General features: G+C 66.6%; 22 protein-coding genes. 19 read left to right on the top strand and 3 right to left on the bottom strand.

Features of this window, described 5'->3' with window-relative positions:
• Position 1: 1 nt before the first annotated feature.
• Both BEI_RS10045 and BEI_RS10040 read right to left on the bottom strand, forming a co-directional pair.
• Positions 2-655, bottom strand: a complete 654-nt coding sequence (locus tag BEI_RS10045; protein ID WP_097789397.1) for a methionine ABC transporter permease — start codon at positions 653-655, stop codon at positions 2-4.
• Positions 636-1685 carry a methionine ABC transporter ATP-binding protein gene (locus BEI_RS10040; RefSeq protein ID WP_097789396.1) on the bottom strand — a complete coding sequence of 350 codons (1050 nt, stop codon included), beginning with the start codon at positions 1683-1685 and terminating at the stop codon, positions 636-638. Before BEI_RS10040 ends, BEI_RS10045 begins: the two co-directional genes overlap by 20 nt.
• A gap of 434 nt (positions 1686-2119) precedes the next feature.
• Here BEI_RS10040 and BEI_RS10035 point away from each other — a divergent pair, with 434 nt between their 5' ends.
• From BEI_RS10035 to BEI_RS09955, 17 genes are all read left to right on the top strand, one after another.
• Positions 2120-2749, top strand: a complete 630-nt coding sequence (locus tag BEI_RS10035) for a riboflavin synthase subunit alpha (RefSeq protein WP_097789395.1) — start codon at positions 2120-2122, stop codon at positions 2747-2749.
• Between the two features lie 166 nt (positions 2750-2915).
• On the top strand, positions 2916-4220 hold the full coding sequence (locus BEI_RS10030) for an NCS2 family permease (RefSeq protein WP_097789394.1): 1305 nt from the start codon (positions 2916-2918) through the stop codon (positions 4218-4220).
• A 22-nt stretch (positions 4221-4242) separates the two neighbouring features.
• Positions 4243-4788, top strand: a complete 546-nt coding sequence (locus BEI_RS10025; protein WP_097789393.1) for an adenine phosphoribosyltransferase — start codon at positions 4243-4245, stop codon at positions 4786-4788.
• 7 nt (positions 4789-4795) lie between these two features.
• Positions 4796-5275, top strand: coding sequence for a xanthine phosphoribosyltransferase (gene gpt / locus BEI_RS10020; RefSeq protein WP_097789392.1), 480 nt, complete (start codon positions 4796-4798; stop codon positions 5273-5275).
• A 3-nt stretch (positions 5276-5278) separates the two neighbouring features.
• Positions 5279-5965, top strand: a complete 687-nt coding sequence (ung, locus tag BEI_RS10015; protein WP_097789391.1) for a uracil-DNA glycosylase — start codon at positions 5279-5281, stop codon at positions 5963-5965.
• 132 nt (positions 5966-6097) lie between these two features.
• On the top strand, positions 6098-6727 hold the full coding sequence (gene upp, locus BEI_RS10010; protein ID WP_097789390.1) for a uracil phosphoribosyltransferase: 630 nt from the start codon (positions 6098-6100) through the stop codon (positions 6725-6727).
• Positions 6728-7092: 365 nt separating this feature from the next.
• Positions 7093-8181: an ABC transporter ATP-binding protein gene (locus BEI_RS10005; RefSeq protein WP_097789389.1), complete on the top strand. Its 1089-nt coding sequence runs from the start codon at positions 7093-7095 to the stop codon at positions 8179-8181.
• A gap of 1 nt (position 8182) precedes the next feature.
• Positions 8183-9283 (top strand): ABC transporter ATP-binding protein, encoded by a 1101-nt coding sequence (locus BEI_RS10000; protein WP_097789388.1) that lies wholly within the window; start codon positions 8183-8185, stop codon positions 9281-9283.
• A complete protein-coding gene (locus tag BEI_RS09995; protein WP_193765091.1) occupies positions 9276-10160 on the top strand; it encodes a carbohydrate ABC transporter permease in 885 nt (294 codons plus the stop codon). The genes BEI_RS10000 and BEI_RS09995 overlap by 8 nt, the downstream gene beginning before the upstream one ends.
• 1 nt (position 10161) lies before the next feature.
• On the top strand, positions 10162-11055 hold the full coding sequence (locus tag BEI_RS09990) for a carbohydrate ABC transporter permease (RefSeq protein ID WP_193765090.1): 894 nt from the start codon (positions 10162-10164) through the stop codon (positions 11053-11055).
• A 12-nt stretch (positions 11056-11067) separates the two neighbouring features.
• Positions 11068-11340 carry a DUF2160 domain-containing protein gene (locus tag BEI_RS09985; protein WP_097789387.1) on the top strand — a complete coding sequence of 91 codons (273 nt, stop codon included), beginning with the start codon at positions 11068-11070 and terminating at the stop codon, positions 11338-11340.
• A 73-nt stretch (positions 11341-11413) separates the two neighbouring features.
• On the top strand, positions 11414-13141 hold the full coding sequence (locus BEI_RS09980; protein WP_379828891.1) for an ABC transporter substrate-binding protein: 1728 nt from the start codon (positions 11414-11416) through the stop codon (positions 13139-13141).
• A gap of 143 nt (positions 13142-13284) precedes the next feature.
• Positions 13285-14934 (top strand): glycerol-3-phosphate dehydrogenase/oxidase, encoded by a 1650-nt coding sequence (locus BEI_RS09975; protein WP_097789385.1) that lies wholly within the window; start codon positions 13285-13287, stop codon positions 14932-14934.
• A gap of 127 nt (positions 14935-15061) precedes the next feature.
• Positions 15062-16303, top strand: a complete 1242-nt coding sequence (locus BEI_RS09970) for a uracil-xanthine permease family protein (RefSeq protein ID WP_097789384.1) — start codon at positions 15062-15064, stop codon at positions 16301-16303.
• A gap of 95 nt (positions 16304-16398) precedes the next feature.
• The gene (locus BEI_RS09965) at positions 16399-17781 is read left to right on the top strand and encodes an MATE family efflux transporter (RefSeq protein WP_097789383.1); all 1383 of its coding nucleotides are present in this window, start codon (positions 16399-16401) and stop codon (positions 17779-17781) included.
• Positions 17782-17848: 67 nt separating this feature from the next.
• Positions 17849-19030 (top strand): acyl-CoA dehydrogenase, encoded by a 1182-nt coding sequence (locus BEI_RS09960; protein WP_097789382.1) that lies wholly within the window; start codon positions 17849-17851, stop codon positions 19028-19030.
• 241 nt (positions 19031-19271) lie between these two features.
• A complete protein-coding gene (locus tag BEI_RS09955) occupies positions 19272-20477 on the top strand; it encodes a CaiB/BaiF CoA transferase family protein (RefSeq protein ID WP_097789381.1) in 1206 nt (401 codons plus the stop codon).
• Between the two features lie 170 nt (positions 20478-20647).
• Here the strand turns inward: BEI_RS09955 and ppsR are convergent, their stop codons facing one another.
• Positions 20648-21481: a posphoenolpyruvate synthetase regulatory kinase/phosphorylase PpsR gene (ppsR, locus tag BEI_RS09950; protein WP_097789380.1), complete on the bottom strand. Its 834-nt coding sequence runs from the start codon at positions 21479-21481 to the stop codon at positions 20648-20650.
• A gap of 231 nt (positions 21482-21712) precedes the next feature.
• Here ppsR and ppsA point away from each other — a divergent pair, with 231 nt between their 5' ends.
• Positions 21713-24085, top strand: a complete 2373-nt coding sequence (gene ppsA / locus BEI_RS09945; protein WP_097789379.1) for a phosphoenolpyruvate synthase — start codon at positions 21713-21715, stop codon at positions 24083-24085.
• A 112-nt stretch (positions 24086-24197) separates the two neighbouring features.
• Positions 24198-24644, top strand: coding sequence for an anti-virulence regulator CigR family protein (locus BEI_RS09940; RefSeq protein WP_097789378.1), 447 nt, complete (start codon positions 24198-24200; stop codon positions 24642-24644).
• The last annotated feature ends 57 nt before the right edge of the window (positions 24645-24701 follow it).

Genomic DNA, 24701 nt, shown 5'->3' with positions numbered 1-24701 from the left:
GTCACTTGTGGTCGCTCTTGCGCACCAGGTAGTCCCCCAGGCTCTGGAAGCCCTGCACCATGACCACCAGGATCACCACGGTGATCAGCATGATGGTGGGGTTGAAGCGATTGTAGCCGTAGCGGATGCCCAGGTCGCCGAGGCCGCCGCCGCCCACCGCCCCGGCCATGGCCGAGTAGCTGACCAGGGTGACGATGGTCACGGTCAGGGCGGTGAAGATGCCGCCCCGCGCCTCCGGCAGCAGCACCTTGGTGATGATCTGCCAGGGGGTGGCGCCCATGGACTGGGCGGCCTCGACCAGTCCCGGCGAGATCTCGTTCAGCGCCCCTTCCACCAGCCGCGCCACGAAGGGGATGGCGGCGATGGTCAGCGGCACGACGGCGGCGTTGGTGCCGATCGAGGAACCCACCAGTGCGCGGGTGAAGGGGATGATGGCGACCATCAGGATGATGAAGGGCACCGAGCGCCCGATGTTGGTGATCACGCCGAGCACGCCGTTGAGCGCCGGCTGCTCGAGGATCTGCCGCGGCCGGGTCACGTAGAGCAGTACCCCGAGGGGGATGCCCAGGGCCGCCGAGATCAGCCCGGAAACCGCCACCATGTAGAGAGTGTCGAGGGTGGCCTCGAGGATCAGTTCAAGCATCGCGCCGGACATGGCCGAGCACCTCCACCTGCAGGTCGTGGGTTTCCAGATAGGCCAGGGCGCGGCGGGTGTCCTCCGCGTCGCCCATGAGTTCGGCGATCATCAGCCCCAGGGTGCGGTCCTGGATCGACTCCACCTTGGCCTGGAGGATGCTGACGTCGATGCCGCATTCCCTGGCCAGCCGGGAGACCAGTGGCGTGGAGACGGCATCGCCGGAGAAGGCCAGGCGCACCACCGGGTGGCTGTGCTCCCCCGGCGCCTCCTCGAGGCGTTCGATCAGGGCGCGGGGCGGTTCGAGCTCCAGGAAGTCGTTGAGGAAGTCGCGGCCGAGTCGGGTGCGCGGGGCGGTGAAGAAGTCGCCGACCTCGGCTTCCTCGACCAGCTCGCCGCCGGAGATCAGGCTGACCCGGTGGCAGATGGTCTTGACCACCTCCATCTCGTGGGTGATCAGCAGGATGGTCAGCCCCAGCTTCTGGTTGATGTCCTGGAGCAGTTCGAGGATGGCGCCGGTCGTGTGCGGGTCCAGGGCCGAGGTGGCCTCGTCGCACAGCAGTACCCGGGGGCGGCTGGCCAGGGCCCGGGCGATGGCGACCCGCTGCTTCTGGCCGCCGGACAGCTGGGCCGGGTAGTGGCGGGCCTTGTCGGCCAGGCGGTCGAGCTCCAGCAGGGGGGTGACCCGCTCGCGGATCTCGTCGGTCTTCAGGCCCATCAGCTCCAGCGGCAGGGCGACGTTGGCGTATACCGTCCGCGAGGTGAGCAGGTTGAAGTGCTGGAAGATCATCCCGATGCGGTGCCGCGCCTGGTTGAGCGCGTCCCCGGACAGCCCGGTGAGTTCCTGGCCGTCCACGGTGACGGTTCCGGTGGTGGGGCGCTCGAGCAGGTTGACGCAGCGGATCAGGGTGGACTTGCCGGCGCCGGACAGGCCGATGACGCCGTGGATCTGTCCCTTGGGCACGTGCAGGTCGACGGCCTTGAGCGCCTCGACGCCGGCGCTCTTGCCCCTGGGGTAGTAGGTCTTGGATACGTTTTGCAGTCGAATCATCTGGGCCACCGAGGTGGCGCCGGCCGGGGGCGGGCGGTCAGTCGGGCGGCCAAAAAAAAGGCCACCCTGACGGGTGGCCATCAACGCTGGACACACCCTTTTAGCTGCACTTCACATCACGCGACTGGCAAGCCTCGCGACGTCGGCGCCCGCAATCCGGGTTCAAATCGGCGCCTTCAAAATGTGCCGCAATGCTAGGTCTCGAACGAGCGTATGTCAAACCTTTTGGGGCATGTTTGTAGGCTAGTCGCGCATGTCCAGCAATAATCACTGTCAGGGCCGTAAAATCAGTGGATCTTGCTGTCGCGGGGCAAGGGCTCTCCCCGGAGGCCGGTCGGGGTGCCGGGGCGGCATGCCGTGGACGAGGGCATCGCGACTTTCCTACACTGTTCGCCTTTCCGCCGTCGGGCGGGCCGTCAGCCAGAGGAGGCGTTATGTTCACAGGCATTGTGCAGGGTACCGCGGAGGTGGTGGCCATCGAGGAAGCGGAGGCGTTCCGCACCCATGTGCTGGTCCTGCCGGAGCCCCTGCGCGAGGGGCTCGAGATCGGGGCCTCCGTGGCCCACAACGGCGTCTGCCTGACCGTCACGGCGATCGACGACGAGCGGGTGGCCTTCGATCTGATGCGCGAGACCCTGCGGGTCACCAACCTCGGCGAGCTGGCCGTGGGCGACCGGGTCAACGTGGAGCGGGCGGCACGCTTCGGCGACGAGATCGGCGGCCATGCGATGTCGGGCCACGTCATGGCCACCGCGGAGCTGGTGGAGCTCGACGAGGCCCCCAACAACCGTCGCCTGTGGTTCGAGCTGCCCCATGCCCTGGGGCGCTTCCTGTTCGCGAAGGGCTATATCGGGGTGGACGGCGCCAGCCTGACGATCGGCGAGGTGCGGCCGGGTACCGCCACACAGGGGCCGCGCTTCTGCGTCGACCTGATCCCCGAGACCCTGGCCCGGACCATCCTCGTGGATCGCGTGCCCGGCGACCGGGTCAACATCGAGATCGATCCCCAGACCCAGGCGATCGTCGAGACCGTGGAGCGGGTCATGGCGGCCCGGGGCGAGTGAGGCGTTCAGGCTCCGTTGGTGCGGCGGCTGGCCCCCGGCCCCGTCGACCGCTTATATAACAGGGATAGTGCCGCACGGGGCGTCTCGCATCACGGGACGCCTTCCGCTACCATGTGCGGCTTTTCTCGCACCAGGACGCGACAACGCGCACCCCAGGACGACTCCCATGCTGACACGCCTGATCGACAGACACTTCGCGCTCACCGAGCACGGTACCGACATCAAGACCGAGCTCATCGCCGGGATCACCACCTTCCTGACGATGGCCTACATCATCTTCGTCAACCCGAGCATCCTGTCCGAGTCCGGGATGGATTACGGGGCGGTCTTCGTGGCGACCTGCCTGGCCTCGGCGGTGGGCTGCCTGATCATGGGCCTGTGGGCCAACTACCCCATCGCCCTGGCCCCCGGCATGGGGCTCAATGCCTTCTTCACCTACGGCGTGGTGCTGGGCATGGGCTATAGCTGGGAGGCCGCATTGGGGGCGGTCTTCCTGTCCGGCTTCACCTTCTTCCTGCTCAGCGTCTTCCGCATCCGCGAGTGGATCATCAACTCGATCCCCATGTCGCTGCGCCTGGGGATCGCCGCCGGCATCGGGCTCTTCTTGGCCATGATCGCCCTGAAGAACGCCAACATCGTGGTCGCCAACCCCGCCACCTACGTGGCCCTGGGCGATCTCTCCGAGCCCTCGGCTCTCTATGCCCTGCTCGGCTTCTTCGTGATCACCGCCCTGGCGCACCTGCGGGTCACCGGCGCGGTGATGATCGGCATCCTCGGCATCACCGTCCTGGCGATCCTGTTCGGCCACAACGAGTTCGGCGGCATCGTCTCGATGCCGCCCTCCATCGCGCCGACGCTGATGCAGCTCGACCTGGCCGGCGCCTTCGACATCGCCATGTTCAGCGTGGTCTTCGCCTTCCTGTTCGTGGACCTCTTCGATACCTCCGGTACTCTGATCGGGGTCGCCCATCGCGGCGGGCTGCTCGACAAGGACGGCAAGCTGCCGCGCATCGGCCGGGCCATGATGGCCGACAGCGGCGCCTCGATGGCCGGTGCCGCCCTGGGGACCTCCACCACGACCAGCTACATCGAGTCCACCGCCGGCATCGTCTCCGGCGGGCGGACCGGGCTGACCGCCGTGGTGGTGGCCGGGCTCTTCCTGATCAGCCTGTTCTTTGCGCCCCTGGCCGGTTCCATCCCGGCCTACGCCACCGCCGGCGCCCTGCTGTACGTGGCGGTGCTGATGGCCGGCAGCCTGGCCCATGCCGACTGGCATGACGCCACCGAGGCGGCGCCGGTGCTGATCGCCGCCTTGGCCATGCCGCTGACCTTCTCCATCGCCGAGGGCATCGCGCTGGGCTTCATCAGCTACGTGGCCATCAAGGCGCTGTCCGGTCGCTTCCGCGACCTGAATCCGGCCGTGGTGGTGCTGGCGCTGATCTTCTGCGCCAAGTTCCTGTTCCTCGACTGACACCGACCGACGAGATTCCCCGATGAGCATCTACGGCGACTACATCAAGTCCGTGATTCGCACCGTCCCCGACTGGCCGCAGCCGGGGGTCAACTTCCGCGACATCACCCCGCTGCTGCAGAACAGCGCCGCCTTCCGCAAGCTGATCGACAGCTTCGTGCACCGCTACCAGGAGATGGACCTCGACGCCATCGCCGCCATCGACGCCCGGGGCTTCATCGTCGGCGCGCCCCTGGCCTACGAGCTGGGGTGCAGCTTCGTGCCGGTGCGCAAGAAGGGCAAGCTGCCGTTCAAGACCATCAGCGAGACCTACACCCTGGAATACGGCGAGGCCGAGGTGGAGCTGCACAGCGACGCCTTCCGCGAGGGGGATCGCATCCTGGTGGTCGACGACCTGATCGCCACCGGCGGGACCATGCTGGCCGCGGCCAAGCTGATCACCCGCAGCGGCGGCCAGGTGGTGGAGACCGCCACCATCGTCGACCTCCCGGACCTGGGCGGCTCCCGGCGCATCCGCGAGGCGGGCTATAGTGTCTTCTCCGTCTGCGCCTTCACCGAGGACGAGTGACACCGCCATGAGCACCCATCGCTACCATCAGCACTTCACCGTCTCCTGGGACCAGCTCCACCGCGACGTCCGCGAGCTCTGCCACCGCCTGGTCGAGCGGGACTTCCAGGGCATCGTCGCCATCACCCGCGGAGGCTTGATCCCCGCGGCCCTGATCGCCCGGGAGCTCAACGTGCGGCTGATCGACACCGTCTGCATCAAGAGCTACGACCACAAGGATCAGGGCGAGCTGGAGGTGATGAAGGGCGTCGACCATGACGGCGACGGCTGGCTGCTCGTCGACGACCTGGTGGACACCGGCAAGACCGCCCGCAAGGTGAGGGAGATGCTGCCCAAGGCCCATTTCGTCACCGTCTACGCCAAGCCGGAGGGACGCCCCCTGGTGGATCAGTACCTCACCGAGGTGGCCCAGGACTGCTGGATCCAGTTCCCCTGGGACATGGGGGTGGCCTACGTGGAGCCGCTGGCCGACCAGGTCAAGCGCTGAGCCATGAACTGTCCGCTTCCCGACAGCTGGCAGGCCGTTCTCGGCGCGGAGTTCGAGGCGCCCTACATGCGGGCGCTGCGGGACTTCCTGGCCGCCGAGAAGGCCGCGCGCAAGGTCATCTACCCGCATTCCTCGCACTGGTTCCGGGCCTTCGAGCTGACCCCGTTGCACGAGGTCCGGGTGGTGATCCTGGGCCAGGATCCCTACCACGGTCCCGGCCAGGCTCACGGGTTGTGCTTCTCGGTGCGGCCCGGGGTGCGCATCCCGCCGTCCCTGCTCAACGTCTACAAGGAGCTCGCCGCCGACGTCGGCTTCACGCCCGTCGATCACGGCAATCTGGAACACTGGGCCCGCCAGGGGGTATTGCTGCTCAACACCTCGCTGACGGTGGAGCAGGGCAATGCCGGCTCCCACCGGGGCAAGGGCTGGGAAACCTTCACCGACCGGGCCATCGCCGCGGTCAACGAACACGCCGGCCCCACGGTCTTCCTGTTGTGGGGCAGCCATGCCCGCCAGAAGAAGGCCCTGGTCGACACCCGTCGCCATCTGGTCCTGGAGTCGCCGCATCCCTCGCCGCTCTCGGCCCATCGCGGCTTCTTCGGCAACCACCACTTCTCCCGGGCCAACGCCTTCCTCGCCGAGCAGGGCCGCGGCACCATCGACTGGCAGCTGCCCGCCACCCCCGCGTGATGCCCGACCGTGCCCTCGGGCAGGGTCGGCTTAACCTCGCCGCGGGATGCGGGTAGAATAGCGCGCGATTTTACGCATGCCCCGCGTGCGTCCATGCTTGCCGACGAATCCCCCCGCCGAAGAGGTCCGCCCATGAGTGTCCATGCCATCCATCATCCGCTGGTCCAGCACAAGCTGGGGTTGATGCGCGAAGCCGGCATCAGCACCAAGAGTTTCCGTGAACTGGCCGGCGAGGTGGCCAAGCTGCTGACCTACGAGGCGACCCAGGACCTGGAGCTGGAGACCCAGGAGATCACCGGCTGGAGCGGCGAGCCGATCCCGGTGCAGCAACTCAAGGGAAAGAAGGTCACCATCGTGCCCATCCTGCGCGCCGGCCTGGGCATGCTCGACGGCGTCACCGACCTGATCCCCAGCGCCCGCATCAGCGTGGTCGGCCTCTACCGGGACGAGGAGACCCTGGAGCCGGTGCCCTATTTCGCCAAGTTCGCGGGGGATCTCGACGAGCGCATGGCCATCGTCATCGATCCGATGCTGGCGACCGGCGGCACCATGGTGGCGACCCTGGACATGCTGCGCGATCGCGGCTGCCAGCACATGAAGGTGATCGTCCTGGTGGCCTCGCCGGAAGGGATCAAGCGGGTCCAGGACGCCTACCCGGGCATCGAGATCTATACCGCCGCGGTGGACGACCACCTCGACGAGAACGGCTACATCGTCCCCGGCCTAGGCGATGCGGGCGACAAGATCTTCGGCACCCGCTGAATTCCCTCCCTCCCTCTCTCCCTCCCGCTCGATGGCCGGCAGCCCGCCGGCCGTTCCTTGCCGCGAACTCGACTCATCGGCGTGCATCGTCGTCTTCCCGACGCCTTGCAATGTTCGAATTCGATCATTGGTGATCATGATGGCATGTGGTTGGCGCATCGCCCAGCGTGTCTCGTGCTCTGCGACCAAAGTTTTATGCGTTAAAAAACACAATTAAAAACAAAGGTGTATCTCGTAGATCGGGGGTAGGTCGGCGAGCCGGCGGGGATTTTCGGTTGTGTACATTTGTGCGTGGTTGCGAAACTGGCTAGGCTTCTTCCCAGCAGTTTCCGAATACCGTCAACAACAACACAGCCGAGAACTGTATGTCCTTGATCCTCGAACACATCGATCGCGTGGTCGGCGGTGAGACGCACATCGATGACGTCAACCTCGAACTCAGGCCGGGTTCGTTCAATGTCCTGCTCGGGCGCACCCTGTCCGGGAAGACTTCCCTCATGCGCCTCATGGCGGGACTGGATGTCCCGACCCGGGGGCGGGTGCTGATGGATGGCCAGGATGTCACGGGACGTTCGGTGCGCAAGCGCAACGTCTCGATGGTCTATCAGCAGTTCATCAACTATCCGAGCCTCAGCGTCTACGACAACATCGCCTCCCCCCTCAGGCTGGCCAAGGTGGAGCGTCGCGAGATCGATCGTCGCGTCCGCGAGATCGCCGCGATGCTGCATATCGAGCCCTTCCTGGACCGCCTGCCCCTGGAGCTCTCGGGCGGCCAGCAGCAACGCACCGCCATGGGACGGGCGCTGGTCAAGGATGCCGATATCGTGCTCTTCGACGAGCCCTTGGTGAACCTGGACTACAAGCTCCGTGAGGAATTCCGCGAGGAGCTTCGAGCTGTCTTCGCCGAGCGCAACTGCATCGCCGTCTATGCGACCACCGAGCCCGCCGAGGCGCTCGTGCTGGGCGGCAACACCGCGGTCCTGCATGAGGGGCGCCTGCTCCAGTACGGCCGCACCGAGGACGTCTATCACCGTCCCCGGGACATCCTGACCGCCGAGATGTTCTCTGAGCCGCCGATCAATATCATCGACGGCATCATCTCCGGGGCCGAGGTCACCTTCGACAAGCGGTTGCACTTCCCGGTGAACGAGGATCTGCGCTCGCTGCCTCCCGGGGAATACAGCTTCGGTATCCGTGCCTCGCATATCTCGCTGACGCCCCGGAGCGAGGATGACATCGCCGTGAAGATGATCGTCGACCTGGCCGAGATCAGTGGTTCCGAGACCTTTCTGCATGTCCATAACGACCTCTTCCACCTGACGGTGCATCTCGAGGGCGTCCACGAGTTCCGGGTCGACGCGCCCGTCACCCTCTACTTCCCGACCCACAAGGTCTATGCCTTCGACCGGCATGGTGCCGTGGTGCATATCCCGACCCACCTGGGAGGCATCTGACATGGCCGAGATCACCCTGAAATCCCTGGCCCACACCTATCTCTCCGACCCCAAGTCACCCGAGGACTATGCCATTCGCGAGATGAATCACGTCTGGCATCAGGGCGGTGCCTATGCGCTGCTCGGCCCGTCGGGATGCGGCAAGTCGACGCTGCTCAATATCATCTCCGGACTGCTGGAGCCCTCCAGTGGCGACGTGCTCTTCGACGGCGAGCGGGTCAATGCCCTGCCGCCGGAGGGGCGCAACATCGCCCAGGTTTTCCAGTTCCCCGTCATCTACGACACCATGACGGTCTACGACAACCTCGCCTTCCCGCTGCGTAACGTGAAGACGCCGGAAGCCCGGGTGCACGAGAGGGTCATGGAAGTGGCCGATGTCCTGGAGCTGACCGCCCAACTCAAGCGCAAGGCCAAGAACCTGACCGCCGACGAGAAACAGAAGGTGTCAATGGGTCGCGGGCTGGTTCGGGACGATGTCTCGGCGATCCTGTTCGACGAGCCGCTCACCGTGATCGATCCGCAGCTGAAGTGGAAGCTGCGCCGCAAGCTGAAGGAGATCCACCAGCGTTTCGAGATCACCATGGTCTACGTGACCCATGACCAGCTCGAAGCTTCGACCTTCGCCGACAAGATCGCCGTGATGTACGAGGGGCAGGTAGTGCAGTTCGGCACCCCCCGGGAGCTGTTCGAGACGCCGAACCATACCTTCGTCGGCTATTTCATCGGCAGTCCCGGTATGAACTTCTTCGATGTTTCGTTTCGCGACGGTCGCGTATTGGCCGATGAGACCGAGCTGAGTGTGGGGCCGGGGGTCCGGCGAGCCATCGAGGGCGCCCGTTCGACAAACGTCAAGCTGGGCATTCGGCCCGAGTTCGTCGAGGTCCATGAGGCCCCGGTCGAAGGCGGCATGGAGGCGGTCGTCGAGCATGCCCAGGATCTGGGCACCTACTCGATCGTCTATCTGAGGCTCGGTGACACCCCCCTCAAGGCCCGCATCGAGGAGGACCAGGCCGTCCCCGTCGGCCGCGCCTACCTCCGTTTCCCCGACGAACGCCTCGGCCTGTACGTCGACGAATTCCGCGTGGAGATCGATCATGAATAAAGTTCAGAACAACCGCGCCTGGTGGTTGATCCTGCCCATGCTGCTGCTGGTGGCCTTCTCGGCCATCATCCCCCTGATGACCGTGGTCAACTACTCGGTTCAGGACGTCTTCGACGCCAACACGAGGTTCTTCACCGGCGCCGAGTGGTTCAAGGAGATGCTCAACGACCCCGAGTTGCACGCGGCGGTGCTTCGCCAGTTCGCCTTTTCGCTGACAGTGCTGGCCATCGAGGTGCCCCTGGGCATCGGTATCGCCCTGCTCATGCCCAAGAAGGGGTGGCAGGCTTCGGCGGTGCTGATCCTGGTCACCATGCCGCTGCTGATCCCCTGGAACGTGGTGGGCAGCATCTGGCAGATCTTCACCCGGGGGGATATCGGCCTGATGGGCTGGAGCCTGCGTGAGCTGGGGTACGGCTACAACATCACGGCCAGCCCGGTGGATGCCTGGGTAACCATCATCCTGATGGATGTCTGGCACTGGACGCCGCTGATCGCGCTGCTCTGCTACAGCGGCCTGCGCTCCATCCCTGACGCCTACTACCAGGCTGCACGGATCGACCGTGCCTCCAAGTGGGCCGTCTTCCGCTTCATCCAGCTGCCCAAGCTGACCAATGTCCTGGTGATCGGGGTGCTGCTGCGCTTCATGCACTCTTTCATGATCTATGCCGAACCCTTCGTTCTCACCGGTGGAGGCCCCGGCAGTTCGACCACCTTCCTGAGCCAGTCGCTGACCACCATGGCGATCGGCCAGCAGGATCTCGGGCCATCGGCGGCATTCTCGCTGATCTATTTCCTGATCATCCTGCTCGTCAGTTGGGTGTTCTACACCGCCATCATGAACATGCAGAAAGACAACAAGAAGGAAGGGGAGGCCTGAGATGACCGATACGATTCCCACTACCCCCGAAGCCGTGCGCAAGAGCGCGGCCGCCGCCGACGCCCGTCGGCGGCGCAAGGCCCGGCCGGCGAGTCGCCAATGGCGCCGTCGGGGCCTGATGGCGGCCTATATCGTCTTCGTCCTGCTGCCGATCTACTGGCTGCTCAACATGTCCTTCCAGTCCAATACCGAGATCCTCGGCGGACTGACCCTGTGGCCCGAGACGTTCACCCTCGAGCACTATGCCAAGATCTTCACCGATTCGAACTGGTACATGGGGTACGTGAACTCCATCACCTACGTGCTGATGAACATGGCGATCACCATCGTGGTGGCCTTGCCGGCGGCCTACGCCTTCAGTCGCTACCAGTTCATCGGTGACAAGCACCTCTTCTTCTGGCTCTTGACCAACCTGATGGCCCCGCCGGCGGTCTTCCTGCTGCCTTACTTCCAGCTTTACTACACGGTCGGGCTCTTCGATACCCATATCGCCGTGGCCCTGGCGCACTGCCTGTTCAACATCCCGCTGGCGGTGTGGATCCTCGAGGGCTTCATGAGCGGGGTACCGAAGGAGATCGACGAGACCGCCTTCATCGACGGCTACAGCTTCCCGAAGTTCTTCGTCAAGATCTTCATTCCCATGATCAGCTCGGGGATCGGCGTCACCCTGTTCTTCCTGTTCATGTTCTCCTGGGTCGAGTTGCTGCTGGCCAGCACCCTGACCGCCACCGATGCCCAGCCCATCGCCTCGGTCATGACCCAGACCAAGGGGGCCTCCGGCATCGACTGGGGCACACTGGCTGCCGCCGGCACGCTCACTATCCTGCCCGGCATCGTCGTCGTCTACTTCGTCCGCCACCACATCGCCAAGGGCTTCGCCCTGGGCCGGACCTGAGGAGGATATGACATGGAATGGATGGTCTGGACCACTCCTACCGCGATCTTCTTCTCGGTCATCGCGGCCATGCTCGCCGGGATGACAGCCTGGGAAGTCACCTCTCCCTCGCTCGAGCGAAAGGGCTTCCTGCCGATCGCGACCACGCGAGGAGATCGCCTGTTCATCGGCCTGCTTTCCACCGCCTACATCCACTTGATGGTGGTGGGGTTCACGCCACTGAGTCTCTGGCTAGCCCTGGGCATCTCCATCCTCTGGATGCTCATCCTGATGCGCTGGGGCTGACACAAAGCACATGGAGTCGAAGGTTCAAGGACGAACGATCACCAACGAAGAGGTCAATATGAAACCGACAAGAATGCGACTCTCTCTGCTGGCTGCCGGCGTCATGCTGGCAAGCGGTGCCCTGCAGGCCGACAACCATGATGCCCGTGCCATCGCCGAACGCCTCGTCGACGAGCACTTCCAGGATTCGACGCTGACCCGCGAGCAACAGATCGAGGAACTGCTGTGGTTCGCGGAGGCGGCCGAGCCCTTCCGCGGCATGGAGATCAATACCGTCGCCGAGGGCCTGACGACCCATATCTACGAACGGGACGTGCTCGCCGAGGCCTTCGGCGAGCTGACCGGCATCGACGTCACCCACAACATCATCGGCGAGGGTGATGTGGTGAACAACATGCAGACTCAGATGCAGTCTGGGCGCAACATCTACGACGCCTACGTCAACGATTCAGATGCCATCGGTACCCACATCCGCTACGGCACCACCGTCAACCTCTCCCGCGCCATGGAGAACGAATGGGCGGACTATACGCTGCCGACCCTGGACCTGGAGGACTTCATCGGGCTCCAGTACGGTACCGGGCCGGACGGCAACCTCTACCAGTTGCCGGACCAGCAGTTCGCCAACCTCTACTGGTTCCGCTATGACTGGTTCCAGCGCGATGACCTTCAGGAGCAGTTCCGCGAGATCTACGGCTACGATCTCGGGGTGCCCACCAACTGGACCGCCTACGAGGACATCGCCGAGTTCTTCACCGAACACGTCGGTGAACTCGACGGCCAGAAGGTGTACGGCCATATGGACTATGGCCGTCGCGACCCCTCGCTGGGGTGGCGCTTCCATGACTCCTGGCTTTCCATGGCGGGCATGGGCAGCCCAGGGGTCCCGTTCGGCAATCCGGTCGACGACTGGGGGATCCGGGTCAATGAACAGAGCCAGCCGGTAGGCGCCAGCGTGAGCCGTGGCGGGGCCACCAACTCGCCGGCCTCGGTGTTCGCCGTCACCAAGATGGTCGACTGGCTGGACCGGTTCGCGCCGCCCGAGGCCAGTGGCATGACCTTCGGCGAGGCGGGACCGGTCCCGGCCCAGGGCAACATCGCCCAGCAGATGTTCTGGTACACGGCCTTCACCGCCGACATGACTGACCCCGGCCTGCCGGTCACCGACGCGGACGGGACGCCCAAGTGGCGCATGGCACCGTCTCCCACCGGACCGTACTGGGAGGAGGGCATGAAGGTCGGCTATCAGGACGTGGGCTCCTGGACCTTCTTCGACTCCACCCCCGCAGACCGCCGTACCGCCGCCTGGCTGTTCGCCCAGTTCACGGTGTCCAAGACCGTGTCGCTCGAGAAGCTGATGGCCGGCCTCACGCCGATCCGCAAGTCCGACATCTTCTCCGAGCAGATGACCGAGATGGCGCCGAAGCTGGGGGGCCTGGTCGAGTTCTACCGCAGTCCCAACGAGTCTCAGTGGACGCCGTCTTCCACCAACGTGCCGGACTACCCGCGCATGGCCCCGCTCTGGTGGCAGAACCTGGCGCCCGCCGTCAGTGGCGATATCTCGGCCCAGGAGGCGCTCGACAACCTGGCCGGGGACATGGACAGCATCATGGCACGCCTGGCTCGGGCGAGGGTCTTCGAGGACTACGCGCCCGACCTCAACGAGGAGCGAGATCCCGAGCACTGGCTTTCCCAGCCCGGCTCGCCCAAGGCCAAGCTTGATGACGAGATGCCTCAGGGGCGCACCGTGCCCTACGACGAGATGATGGAGGAGTGGATGGGCGCCGGCACGCGTGGATGACCCCGGGCGGGCCCGATGCGGGCCCGCTCCACCCGCCGCTCGTCGGCGGGTGACGACACGAGCGTGAACGGTTGCCGCAACGGGACCCAGGCCCCGCTCGGCATGCACCGGGCGGGGCCTCTTGCTTCCAAGAAGGGCCAGAGATGCAACTACGACAGAACAATCTGCACAAGCTCCCCGACCGGGTCTTCGATGTGCTGGTCATCGGCGCCGGCATCAATGGGGCGTCCGCCGCCGCGGCGCTTAGCGGGAAGGGCGCCCGGGTGGCACTGATCGACCGCGGCGACTTCGCCGGCAGCACCAGCATGCAGTCATCCAACCTGGTGTGGGGTGGCATCAAGTACATGGAAAGCGGCGACTTCGCCCTGGTGCGCAAGCTCTGCAAGAGCCGCAATCATCTGATCAAGAGCTATCCCTCGACGGTACAGGAGATCCGCTTCCTGACCACCATCAACAAGGGCTTCCGGCATCACCCGCTGTATCCCTGGGCCGGCACTTGGTTGTACTGGCTGATGGGGAGTGGCTTCACGCGCCGCCCCAACTTCCTCCGCCCCCGCGACATCAAGGCCCGGGAGCCGATCATCGCGATCGGGGACGCTCAGGGCGGCTTCGAATACTCCGACGCCTATCTGCACGACAACGATGCCCGCTTCGTCTTCAATTTCGTGCGCGGGGCCCTGGATTTCGGCACCGTGGCCGCCAACTACGTCGAGTCCCTGGGATCCAGGCGAGAGGGGGAGCACTGGGTCACCGAGGTCCAGGATCGTATCGGGGGGAGTCGCTTCGAGATCCGGTCGAAGGTGCTGATCAATGCCGCTGGCCCCTGGGTCGACCGGCACAACGAGCTATCGGGCCAGCGGACCGAGCACCGGCATGTCTTCTCCAAGGGCATACACCTGATCGTGCCGCGCCTGACTAACCAGCGCCGGGTGCTCGCCTTCTTCGCCGATGACGGACGGCTGTTTTTCGTCATCCCCATGGGGGCCCGTACCTGCATCGGCACCACCGATACGCGGGTCGAGACTCCGGAGGTCGGGGTGACCGAGGAGGACGTCGGGTTCGTGCTCGACAACATCAACAAGCGCCTGGCGCTGGACACGCCGCTCACCGAGTCCGACATCATCGCAACCCGTTGCGGCGTCAGGCCCCTGGCGGTGAAGCCGCGCAGTGGCAGCGAGCGGGACTTCCTCAATCTGTCCCGCAAGCACGCCATCGACATCGACGCCGAGGCTCGCCATCTGAGCATCTTCGGCGGCAAGCTGACCGACTGCCTCAACGTCGGCGAGGAGGTGGTGGAAGAGGTCGGCCGGCTAGGGGTCGAGTTTCCCTTCCCGGACTACCGCTGGTATGGCGAACCCGATGCCTCGGTTCGCGACACCTTCATGCATCAGGCACGGCTGATGGACCTGGACGCCATGACCGCCTCGCACGCTTCGGAGCCCCTCAGCACCCGGCTCTGGCGGCGCTACGGCACCCAGGCCCTGGAGCTGCTCGAGGACATCCGTCAGGACCCTCGGCAGGGCGAGGTGCTCATCGAAGGCACCGAGTATCTGCGCGGAGAACTCAAGCTGACACGACGTCGCGAGATGGTCACCCGGCTCGAGGACTTCCTGCGGCGTCGATCCAAGATCTCGCTGGTGGTTCCGCAGGAGACCATTCGCACTTCGCCCGGCCTGCGCGAAGCCTGCGACATCCTCTTCGGTGACCAGGCGCAGGCTCGCATGGAAGAGTATTTCGCGGCTTCGACCCCCAGGGCTCACGTCGATGAGGGAGAGGGGGTGCCCGGGCGTTAGTGGTTGCCGGGACCGGCGGAGTGGGGCGCCGGTGCACCCCGGCGGGTCGCAAGCCTCGAAAAGCGTGGTGAGGCTGCTAGAATGCCGCGCGATCCCCACTCCCCTTGGTCCTCCTGGAGCCTGCGACATGATTGATCACACGGCGGCCGTCCCCGCGCCGACCGATTCTCCGCTGCGTACCCTCGTGGTCGGCGCCCAGATGCTCTTCGTGGCCTTCGGCGCGCTGGTGCTGGTACCACTGCTCACCGGCCTCGACCCCAACGTGGCGCTGTTCACGGCGGGTCTCGGCACCCTGGTCTTCCACGGCGTGACCCGGGTGAGCGTGCCGGTCTTCCTGGCCTCGTCCTTCGCCTTCATCGCGCCCATCCAGGGCTCGGTGGCCAACTTCGGCATTCCCGCCACCCTGGGAGGGCTGATGGCCGCCGGCCTGGTCTATGTGGCGATCTCCCAGCTGGTGCGCCTCAAGGGGACCGGCTGGCTGCATCGTCTGCTGCCCCCGGTGGTGGTGGGGCCGGTGATCATGGTCATCGGCCTGGCCCTGGCCCCGGTGGCCGTGGACATGGCCACCGGCGAGACCAGCGAGGCCATCGGCTACGGCCGGGCCATGGTGCTGTCCATGGCCAGCCTGCTGGTGACCCTGGTACTGGCGGTCTTCGGCCGTGGCCTGATCCGCCTGGTGCCGATCCTGGGCGGCATCCTCACCGGCTACGGGCTGGCCGTGCTGATGGGCGTGGTGGACTTCGCCCCGGTGCGCGACGCCGCCTGGCTGGCCTGGCCCGACTTCGTCGCCCCGAGCTTCCACTGGGCGGCGGTGCTGTTCATGATCCCGGTGGCCATCGCCCCGGCGGTGGAGCACATCGGCGACATGGTGGCCATCGGCTCGGTGACGCGGCGCAACTACCTGGAGAAGCCCGGCCTGCACCGTACCCTGCTGGGGGACGGCCTGGCCACCGGCACGGCGGCGCTGTTCGGCGGCCCGCCCAATACCACCTATTCGGAGGTGACCGGGGCGGTCACCCTGACCCGCGCCTTCAACCCCTGGGTCATGGTCACCGCCGCGGTGATCGCCATCGCCCTGTCCTTCCTCGGCAAGCTGGGGGCGGTGCTGCAGACCATTCCCGGTCCGGTGATGGGCGGCATCATGACGCTGCTGTTCGGTTCCATCGCGGTGGTGGGCATGAACACCCTGGTGCGCGCCGGCAAGCCGCTGACCGCGCCGCGCAACCTGGTGGTGGTGTCGCTGATCCTGGTCTTCGGCATCGGCGGCATGCAGGTCGGCGGCGGCCAGTTCACCCTGCAGGGCGTCAGCCTGGCCGCCCTGGTGGGCATCGTCCTGAACTGGGTGCTGCCCCGGGCCGACGAGGACTGATCGCCCGAACCTCCGCCGGGATCGCCCGGCGGAGCCCTTTGGCAGGCGGGCCCGAAACGGGCACAATCCCCGGCCCGTCTGCCATCGAGGATCCCATGTCTTCCCCGTCCGCCCCGTCCTCTTCCGCCGCACCCCGCTCCGAGCTGCTCGACGACCCCATCGCCGTCACCCTGCTGCGCAAGTCGCTGCCCGTGGCGGGCGGCATGCTGGCCATGATGAGCTTCAACCTGGTGGATACCTGGTTCGTGTCGCGGCTCGGTACCGCCCCCCTCGCCGGGGTCGCCTTCACCTTCCCGGTGGTATTCACCGTGATCAGCCTGGCCATCGGGCTCGGCATCGGCACCTCGGCGGTGGTGGCCCGGCGCCTGGGGCAGGGCGACCACGAGGCGGTGCGCGAGCGAGCCACCGATGCGGGGCTGCTGGCGGTCGGCGTCGGGCTGGTGGTCTCGCTGCTGGGCCTGGCCACGCTGGAGCCGCTGTTCGGCCTGCTCGGTGCCGATGCCACCCTGATGCCGCATATCCACGACTACATGGGCGTCTGGTACCTGGGGGCGGCGGCGATGATCGTGCCCCGGGTGCTCAACAGCGTGCTGCGCGCCCACGGCAATACCCGCATCACGGGGTTGATGATGGCGATGGCCGCGCTGGTCAACGGGGTCCTGGATCCGTTGCTGATCTTCGGGCCGGGCCCGCTGCCGGCGCTCGGCGTCCAGGGGGCGGCGCTGGCCACCGTGATCAGCTGGACCCTGATGACCCTGGGGCTCGTCCGCTATCCCCGGCTGCGACGGTTGTTCGTGTGGCAGGCCTTCGGGTGGCGGCGCCTGGCGCGCTCCTGGTCGGAACTGTCGCGGATCGCCGCGCCGGCCGCGCTGACCAGCGTCTTCACGCCCATCGCCATGGCCCTGGTGACTCGGGTGGTGGCGAGCCACGGGCATACCGCCGTGGCGGGCTACGGCGTCGGCACCCGTCTCGAGGCCATCTCGCAGATCGCCGTGCTGGCGCTGTCCATGACCCTGTCGCCGCTGGTCAGCCAGAACGCCGGCGCCGGCCAGCTGGCCCGGGTGCGCCGGGCGATCTTCGGTTGTTTCGGCTTCGTGCTGACCTGGCAGCTGCTGGTCTGGGCCCTGCTTCAGGGGCTGGCTCCCTGGCTGGTGGCGAGCTATGCGGAGAGCGATGCGGTGGGGGAGGTGCTGCGAACCTTCCTGTGGCTGGTCCCTCTCGGCCTCGGTGCCCAGGGGGTGGTGATCCTCTCGGTGTCCTCGCTCAACGCCCTGCACCGGCCCGCCCTGGCCATGCGCCTGTCGGTGGTGCGCCTCTTCGTGCTCACCGTGCCGCTGGCCTGGCTGGGAGGCTGGCTGGGCGGGCCCGAGGGTATCTTCGCCGGCCTGCTCGCGGCCAATCTGCTGATGGCCGGGCTCGCCTGGTGGCAGTTGCGACTTGTGCTGGATCAGTCTTCCGGCGGGGAATCGGCGGCCTAGGCTTGGCAGGGCGTCGCACAAGGTCTACATTCACATGGAATGTAGAAATTAATATGGAGCGTCCACCATGAGCCAGATCACCCCCGTCACCTGGGATGACCCCTTCCGCCTCGTCGACCAGCTCGGCGAGGACGAGCGGATGGTCCTGCAGACCGCCCACGACTACTGCCAGGAGCAGCTGCTGCCGCGAGTGCTCGAGGCCAACCGCCACGAGCGTTTCGACCGCGAGATCATGAACGAGATGGGCGAGCTCGGCCTGCTCGGCGCCACCATCGACGGCTACGGCTGTGCCGGCATGAACTACGTGAGCTACGGGCTCATCGCCCGGGAGGTCGAGCGGGTCGACTCCGGGTATCGCAGCGCCATGAGCGTGCAGTCCAGCCTGGTGATGTACCCCATCCACGCCTTCGGCAGCGAGGCCCAGAAGGACAGGTACCTGCCCCGGCTGGCCAGCGGGGAGTGGGTCGGCGCCTTCGGGCTCACCGAGCCCGACCACGGGTCCGACCCCGGCGGCATGTCGACCCGAGCCGTGCGCACCGAGAACGGCTGGCGACTCAATGGCACCAAGACCTGGATCACCAACTCGCCGATCGCCGACGTCTTCGTGGTCTGGGCCAAGGACGAGGAGGGCGTGATCCGTGGCTTCGTGCTCGAGAAGGGCTTGAAGGGCCTCTCGGCGCCCAAGATCGAGGGCAAGTTCAGCCTGCGGGCCTCGGTGACCGGTCAGATCGCCCTGCAGGACGTGGAGGTCGGCGACGACGCCCGCCTGCCCGGCGTCACCGGCCTCAAGGGGCCCTTCTCCTGCCTCAACCGGGCTCGCTACGGCATCGCCTGGGGCAGCATGGGCGCCGCCGAGGCTTGCTGGCACGCCGCCCGTGACTACACCCTGGAGCGCAAGCAGTTCGGCCGGCCCCTGGCCGCCAACCAGCTGATCCAGAAGAAGCTTGCCGACATGCAGACCGAGATCGCCCTGGGCCTGCAGGCCGCCCTGCGGGTGGGGCGCATGATCGACGAGGGACAGCTGGTCCCCGAGGCCATCTCGCTGATCAAGCGCAACAACTGCGGCAAGGCCCTGGACATCGCCCGAGTGGCTCGGGACATGCACGGCGGCAACGGCATCAGTGACGAATACCACGTCATCCGCCACGTGATGAACCTCGAGGCGGTCAACACCTACGAGGGGACTCACGACGTCCATGCGCTGATCCTGGGGCGCGCCCAGACCGGCCTGCAGGCCTTTACCTGCTGACCCATGGAAACGACGAAGTTGTCCCCAACGAGGGGCGCCGGGGACAAGCCGAAGAGGAGGTCCTACGCCAGGGGTGAGGAGCACTGCTCCGAACGGGCTGGCCAGGGATGGCCAGCACCGGTCCTGCAAGCGGCGCAGGAGGCGAGAGCGCCGCAGGGCGTCGGTAGCGTACAGGGAGGTATTCACAGCGCCTCCTCGCAGGCTTGTCGCCGGATCAGCCCCGAGTGAGCAAGGAGTCAAGATGAGCGGACCGATGGACGGCGTCGTGGTGCTGGACCTGTCACGGGTCCTGGCCGGCCCCTGGGCCGGCCAGCTGCTCGCCGACCTGGGGGCCCGGGTGATCAAGATCGAGCACCCCGGGCGCGGCGACGATACCCGAGGGTGGGGACCCCCCTGGCTGGAGGGCGTGGGCGGCGCGGAGCGGCTGGCGGCCTACTACCTGTGCGCCAACCGTGGCAAGCAGTCGCTGGCCGTCGACCTCGCCACCGAGGACGGCCAGGCCCTGGTGCGGGCGCTGGCCGACGGCGCCGACGTGGTGCTGGAGAACTTCAAGGTGGGCGGGCTGGCCAGGTACGGCCTGGACGCCGCCAGCCTGCGCGCGCGCAACCCGCGGCTGACGGTCTGCTCCATCACCGGCTTCGGCCAGGATGGGCCCTATGCCCACCGGGCCGGCTACGACTTCATGATCCAGGCCATGGGCGGGCTGATGAGCCTGACCGGCGAGCCGGACGGCATGCCCATGAAGACCGGGGTGGCGATCACCGACGTGATGACCGGGCTCTACGCCACCATCGGGGTGCTGGCGGCGCTTCACGAGCGGCGCAGCTCCGGGGTGGGGCGGCATATCGACGTGGCGCTGCTCGATGTCCAGGTCGCCACCCTGGCCAACCAGGCCCTGAATGCCCTGGTCAGCGGGGTCGATCCCGAGCGACACGGCAACGCCCATCCCAACATCGTGCCCTACCAGGCCTTCGCCTGCGCCGACGGCCACCTGGTGCTCACCGTAGGCAACGATGCCCAGTTCGCCCGTCTGGCCGACCTGCTCGGCCACCCGGAATGGGCCGAGGATCCGGCCTTCGCGACCAACGCCGCCCGGGTCGGCAACCGCGAGGTGCTGGTGCCGAGGATCGCCGAGGCCTTCCTGACCCGGGGGCGCGACGACTGGCTCGTCGAACTGGAGGCGCGCGGCATCCCCGCCGGGCCGATCAACACCCTGAGCGAGGTCTTCGACGACCCCCAGGTGCGCCATCGCGGCCTGTATCGGGAGCTCCCGTCCGATGGACGCCGGATCCCCCAGGTGGCCAACCCGCTGCGCTTCGACGGCGAGAGCGCGACCAGCGAGGCACCTCCGCCGGCGCTGGGGCAGGACAGCGATGCCCTGCTGGCCGAGATGGGGCTCTCGGAGGCCGATATCGCCCGACTCAGACGGGCCGGGGTGGTGAGATAGCCTCGAGCTACAAGCGCCGAGCGCCGAGCCGCCGAGTCGCAAGTGACAAGTAGAAAGTGACAAGAGGACCCCACCGGCGATTCCCAGCGGGGCGTTCTCCTGGCAGGAGGGCCACCTGGCTGGGTTTCCTTGCTACTTTTGACTTTCTGCTGGAACCTTCGCCTGGCCGCTCAGCGCGGCGAGAAGCGCCGGTTGATCCCGGTCTCGGCGATCATCCGCGTCGAGATCTCCTCCACCGAGAAGCGGGTGGTGTCGATGAAGGGGATGTGCATGCGACGGTAGAGGGCCTCGGCCTGCTGGACCTCCTGGACGCACTGATCGATGGAGCTGTAGCGGCTGTTGGGGCGGCGCTCGTGACGGATCGCCGCCAGCCGACGGGGGTCGATGGTCAGGCCGAACAGCTTGTGTCGATGCCGGGCCAGCACCCCGGGCAGCTTGAGATTGCCGTCCTCGTCCTGGTCGTCCTCGGTCAGCGGGTAGTTGGCGGCACGGATGCCGAACTGCAGCGCCAGGTAGAGCGAGGAAGGGGTCTTGCCGCAGCGCGACACGCCCACCAGGATGATGTCGGCCTCGTCGTACTGGTGGGTACGGGCGCCGTCGTCGTTGTCCAGGGCGAAATGCACCGAGTGGATGCGATCCATGTAGACGTCGTCGCTGCCGATGGCGTGGGTACGGCCGACGCTGTACGAGGAGTGGGTGGCCAGCTCCTGCTCGAGGGGCTCGAGGAAGGTAGAGAAGATGTCCACCTTGAAGCCCGGCGCGTCGCGGATCACGTTGCGCACGTCCTGGTCGACGATGGTGTCGATGATGATCGGGGTCTCGCCGTCCTTGACCGCGGTGGCCTCGATGATCTCGACCAGGCGCCTGGCCTTGTCGACGCTGTCGATGTAGGGCTTGGTGAGCATGCGGATGTCGACGTTCTCGAACTGGGCCAGCAGGCTTCGGCCCAGGCTCTCGGCGGTGATGCCGGTGCCGTCGGAGATGAAGAAGGCGGTGCGCGTCATGGCGATGGCTCGGGCTGGTAAGAATGGCGGTATTGTCGAGCCTGCCGGGAGGCGAGACAAGGCGCCGACTACAGGAATCGCCCCGAACGGCGCGTTGTTGTAAAAAACCTCCAGTGACTTCGATGTTAGACCAATGGCGAATATGGTCCCCCGCTGGTAGAGTCGCCACCATCCATTCATGACGGCGTGTCATGAGTACCGTGGTGCCGACATCCAATCCAAGGGGGTCTCGTGGACGATTACATTCTCTGGTTCGATCAGCTGGGCATGGACGATGTCGAGCGCGTCGGGGGCAAGAACGCCTCCCTCGGCGAGATGATCTCCAACCTCGCCGGAGCCGGGGTCACCGTGCCGGGCGGCTTTGCCACCACCGCCCATGCCTACCGCGAGTTCCTGTCCCACGAGGGCCTCAACGACCGCATCAACCAGGCGCTGTCCACCCTGGACGTCGATGACGTCACCGAGCTGGCCCGGGTCGGCGCCGAGATCCGCCAGTGGATCATCGACACGCCCCTGCCGCCCGCCTTCGAGGCCGCCCTGCGCGAACACTACGAGAAGCTCGTCGCCCTGCACCCCAACCTCAAGGTGGCGGTGCGCAGCTCGGCCACCGCCGAGGACCTGCCGGATGCGTCCTTCGCCGGCCAGCAGGAGACCTTCCTCAACATCGAGGGCTTCGACAACATCAAGCGTGCCGTGCACGAGGTGTTCGCCTCGCTGTTCAACGACCGGGCCATCTCCTACCGGGTGCACCGCGGCTACGCCCACGAGAACGTGGCCCTGTCCGCCGGCATCCAGAAGATGGTGCGCTCCGAGACCGGGGCCGCGGGCGTGATGTTCACCCTCGACACCGAGTCCGGCTACCGCGACGCCGTCTTCGTCACCGCCTCCTGGGGCCTGGGCGAGACGGTGGTGCAGGGGGCGGTGAACCCCGACGAGTTCTACGTGCACAAGCCGACCCTGGCCGCCGGCCGCCCGGCGGTGCTGCGCCGCAACCTGGGCTCCAAGCTGATCAAGATGGTCTACACCGACGACGCCAGCGCCGGGAAGTCCGTGGAGACCGTGGACGTGCCGCTGGCCGACCGCGCCCGCTTCTGCGTCACCGACGACCAGGTCATGGCGCTGGCCCGCCAGGCGGTGATCATCGAGGAGCACTATGGTCGCCCCATGGACGTCGAGTGGGCGCTCGACGGCGATGACGGCGAGCTCTACATCGTCCAGGCGCGTCCCGAGACCGTGGTCTCCCAGCAGGAGGGCGGCAAGCTCGAACGCTTCCACCTCAAGGAGAAGGGGCGCACCCTGCTGGCCGGCCGGGCCATCGGCCAGCGCATCGGCCGCGGGGCGGTCAAGATCGTCCAGACACCGGACGACATGGACAAGATCCACCCCGGGGACGTCCTGGTCACCGACATGACCGACCCCGACTGGGAGCCGATCATGAAGCGTGCCTCGGCCATCGTCACCAACCGGGGGGGGCGGACCTGCCACGCGGCGATCATCGCCCGCGAGCTGGGGATCCCCGCCGTGGTCGGCTGCGGCGACGCCACCGAGGCCCTGGACGGCGGCCGCGACGTCACCGTGTCCTGCGCCGAGGGTGACACCGGCCACGTCTACGACGGCCTGCTCGAGTTCGACCGCAACGTCACCAGCGTCGACGCGATGCCCGAGCTGCCGTTCAAGATCATGATGAACGTGGGCAACCCGGACCGGGCCTTCGGCTTCGCCGGCCTGCCCAATGCCGGCGTCGGCCTGGCACGGCTCGAGTTCATCATCAACCGCATGATCGGCGTGCACCCCAAGGCGCTGCTCGAATACGACACCCTCCCGGCGGACCTGCAGCAGACCATCGATCTGCGCACCGCGGGCTACGACGACCCGGTCAGCTTCTATGTCGACAAGCTGGTCGAGGGCATCTCCACCCTGGCCGCGGCCTTCTATCCGCAACGGGTCATCGTGCGCCTGTCGGACTTCAAGTCCAACGAGTACGAGAACCTGATCGGCGGCAAGCTCTACGAGCCGGGCGAGGAGAATCCCATGCTCGGGTTCCGCGGGGCCTCCCGCTACGTCTCCGACGCCTTCCGGCCCTGTTTCGAGCTGGAGTGCCGGGCGTTGAAGCGGGTTCGTGACGAGATGGGGCTGAACAACGTCGAGATCATGGTGCCCTTCGTGCGCACCACCGACGAGGCCCGCGAGGTGGTCGAGCTACTGGCGGCCAATGGCCTGGAGCGCGGCCAGGACGGCCTCAAGGTCATCATGATGTGCGAGCTGCCGGCCAACGCCCTGCTGGCCGACGAGTTCCTGGAGTACTTCGACGGCTTCTCCATCGGTTCCAACGACCTGACCCAGCTGACCCTGGGCCTCGATCGGGACTCGGGGATCGTGGCGCACCTCTTCGAGGAGCGCAACCCGGCGGTCAAGAAGCTGCTGTCCATGGCGATCCAGGCCTGCAAGGCCCAGGGCAAGTACGTGGGCATCTGCGGCCAGGGCCCCTCGGATCACCCCGACCTGGCCAAGTGGCTGATGGAGCAGGGCATCGACTCCGTGTCCCTGAACCCGGACGCGGTGCTGGAGACCTGGTTCATGCTGGCCGGCGAGACCCTCGGCTGAGCATCGCCGCCGCCTCATGACGACGACGCCCGGCCCGCCGGGCGGCGTCGTATCTGCTCGCCGCTTGCACGATGGACGACTAGGGCAGCTACCCGGCAAAGGAGGAGGTCCCATGAGGTCACGTCGCCGTTATCGCCTGGTGACGGCCCTGAGCCTGCTGCTCGCCGCATCGCCGGTGGTGGCCAGCCCTGGCAATGGCCAGCCGCCCGGTCATGCCAAGGCCGCCGGGGGGCAGGCCGAGAGGGGCCATGACGAGACGCCCCCGGCGCGGCACGTCGAGGAGCCGAGCATCGAGGCGACCCTGATCCGCGAGGTCTTTCGCCGGCATCGGGACACCCTGGCGATCGACGACCGCGAGCGGCTGCCGCCGGGGATCCGCATGAACCTGGCCCGGGGCAAGCCCTTGCCCCCGGGGATCGCCAAGCGTCTCGATACCGACATCCTTCGTGACCTGCCCCACCATGAAGGCTACGAGTGGCGACGGGTCGGATGGGACGTCGTCCTGGTGGACGCGACCCATGACATCATCCATGCCGTCATCCGTGATGTCCTGAACTGACCCGCCTCGGGCAGAGGCCTCGCGCATCTTCCATACTTGCCCTGTCGGCAAAGGAGA

It is taken from the genome of Halomonas beimenensis (genome assembly GCF_002549795.1).
GTDB classification, from domain to species: domain Bacteria; phylum Pseudomonadota; class Gammaproteobacteria; order Pseudomonadales; family Halomonadaceae; genus Halomonas; species Halomonas beimenensis.
Note: the sequence above shows the minus strand (reverse complement) of the source record. Positions and strands in the feature narration are given on the sequence as shown.

What these genes read in the sequence shown, in the direction of transcription:
- BEI_RS10045 (WP_097789397.1), bottom strand. Translation starts at nt 655, where the DNA reads ATGTCCGGCGCGATGCTTGAACTGATCCTCGAGGCCACCCTCGACACT.
- BEI_RS10040 (WP_097789396.1), bottom strand. Translation starts at nt 1,685, where the DNA reads ATGATTCGACTGCAAAACGTATCCAAGACCTACTACCCCAGGGGCAAG.
- BEI_RS10035 (WP_097789395.1), top strand. Translation starts at nt 2,120, where the DNA reads ATGTTCACAGGCATTGTGCAGGGTACCGCGGAGGTGGTGGCCATCGAG.
- BEI_RS10030 (WP_097789394.1), top strand. Translation starts at nt 2,916, where the DNA reads ATGCTGACACGCCTGATCGACAGACACTTCGCGCTCACCGAGCACGGT.
- BEI_RS10025 (WP_097789393.1), top strand. Translation starts at nt 4,243, where the DNA reads ATGAGCATCTACGGCGACTACATCAAGTCCGTGATTCGCACCGTCCCC.
- gpt (WP_097789392.1), top strand. Translation starts at nt 4,796, where the DNA reads ATGAGCACCCATCGCTACCATCAGCACTTCACCGTCTCCTGGGACCAG.
- ung (WP_097789391.1), top strand. Translation starts at nt 5,279, where the DNA reads ATGAACTGTCCGCTTCCCGACAGCTGGCAGGCCGTTCTCGGCGCGGAG.
- upp (WP_097789390.1), top strand. Translation starts at nt 6,098, where the DNA reads ATGAGTGTCCATGCCATCCATCATCCGCTGGTCCAGCACAAGCTGGGG.
- BEI_RS10005 (WP_097789389.1), top strand. Translation starts at nt 7,093, where the DNA reads ATGTCCTTGATCCTCGAACACATCGATCGCGTGGTCGGCGGTGAGACG.
- BEI_RS10000 (WP_097789388.1), top strand. Translation starts at nt 8,183, where the DNA reads ATGGCCGAGATCACCCTGAAATCCCTGGCCCACACCTATCTCTCCGAC.
- BEI_RS09995 (WP_193765091.1), top strand. Translation starts at nt 9,276, where the DNA reads ATGAATAAAGTTCAGAACAACCGCGCCTGGTGGTTGATCCTGCCCATG.
- BEI_RS09990 (WP_193765090.1), top strand. Translation starts at nt 10,162, where the DNA reads ATGACCGATACGATTCCCACTACCCCCGAAGCCGTGCGCAAGAGCGCG.
- BEI_RS09985 (WP_097789387.1), top strand. Translation starts at nt 11,068, where the DNA reads ATGGAATGGATGGTCTGGACCACTCCTACCGCGATCTTCTTCTCGGTC.
- BEI_RS09980 (WP_379828891.1), top strand. Translation starts at nt 11,414, where the DNA reads ATGCGACTCTCTCTGCTGGCTGCCGGCGTCATGCTGGCAAGCGGTGCC.
- BEI_RS09975 (WP_097789385.1), top strand. Translation starts at nt 13,285, where the DNA reads ATGCAACTACGACAGAACAATCTGCACAAGCTCCCCGACCGGGTCTTC.
- BEI_RS09970 (WP_097789384.1), top strand. Translation starts at nt 15,062, where the DNA reads ATGATTGATCACACGGCGGCCGTCCCCGCGCCGACCGATTCTCCGCTG.
- BEI_RS09965 (WP_097789383.1), top strand. Translation starts at nt 16,399, where the DNA reads ATGTCTTCCCCGTCCGCCCCGTCCTCTTCCGCCGCACCCCGCTCCGAG.
- BEI_RS09960 (WP_097789382.1), top strand. Translation starts at nt 17,849, where the DNA reads ATGAGCCAGATCACCCCCGTCACCTGGGATGACCCCTTCCGCCTCGTC.
- BEI_RS09955 (WP_097789381.1), top strand. Translation starts at nt 19,272, where the DNA reads ATGAGCGGACCGATGGACGGCGTCGTGGTGCTGGACCTGTCACGGGTC.
- ppsR (WP_097789380.1), bottom strand. Translation starts at nt 21,481, where the DNA reads ATGACGCGCACCGCCTTCTTCATCTCCGACGGCACCGGCATCACCGCC.
- BEI_RS09940 (WP_097789378.1), top strand. Translation starts at nt 24,198, where the DNA reads ATGAGGTCACGTCGCCGTTATCGCCTGGTGACGGCCCTGAGCCTGCTG.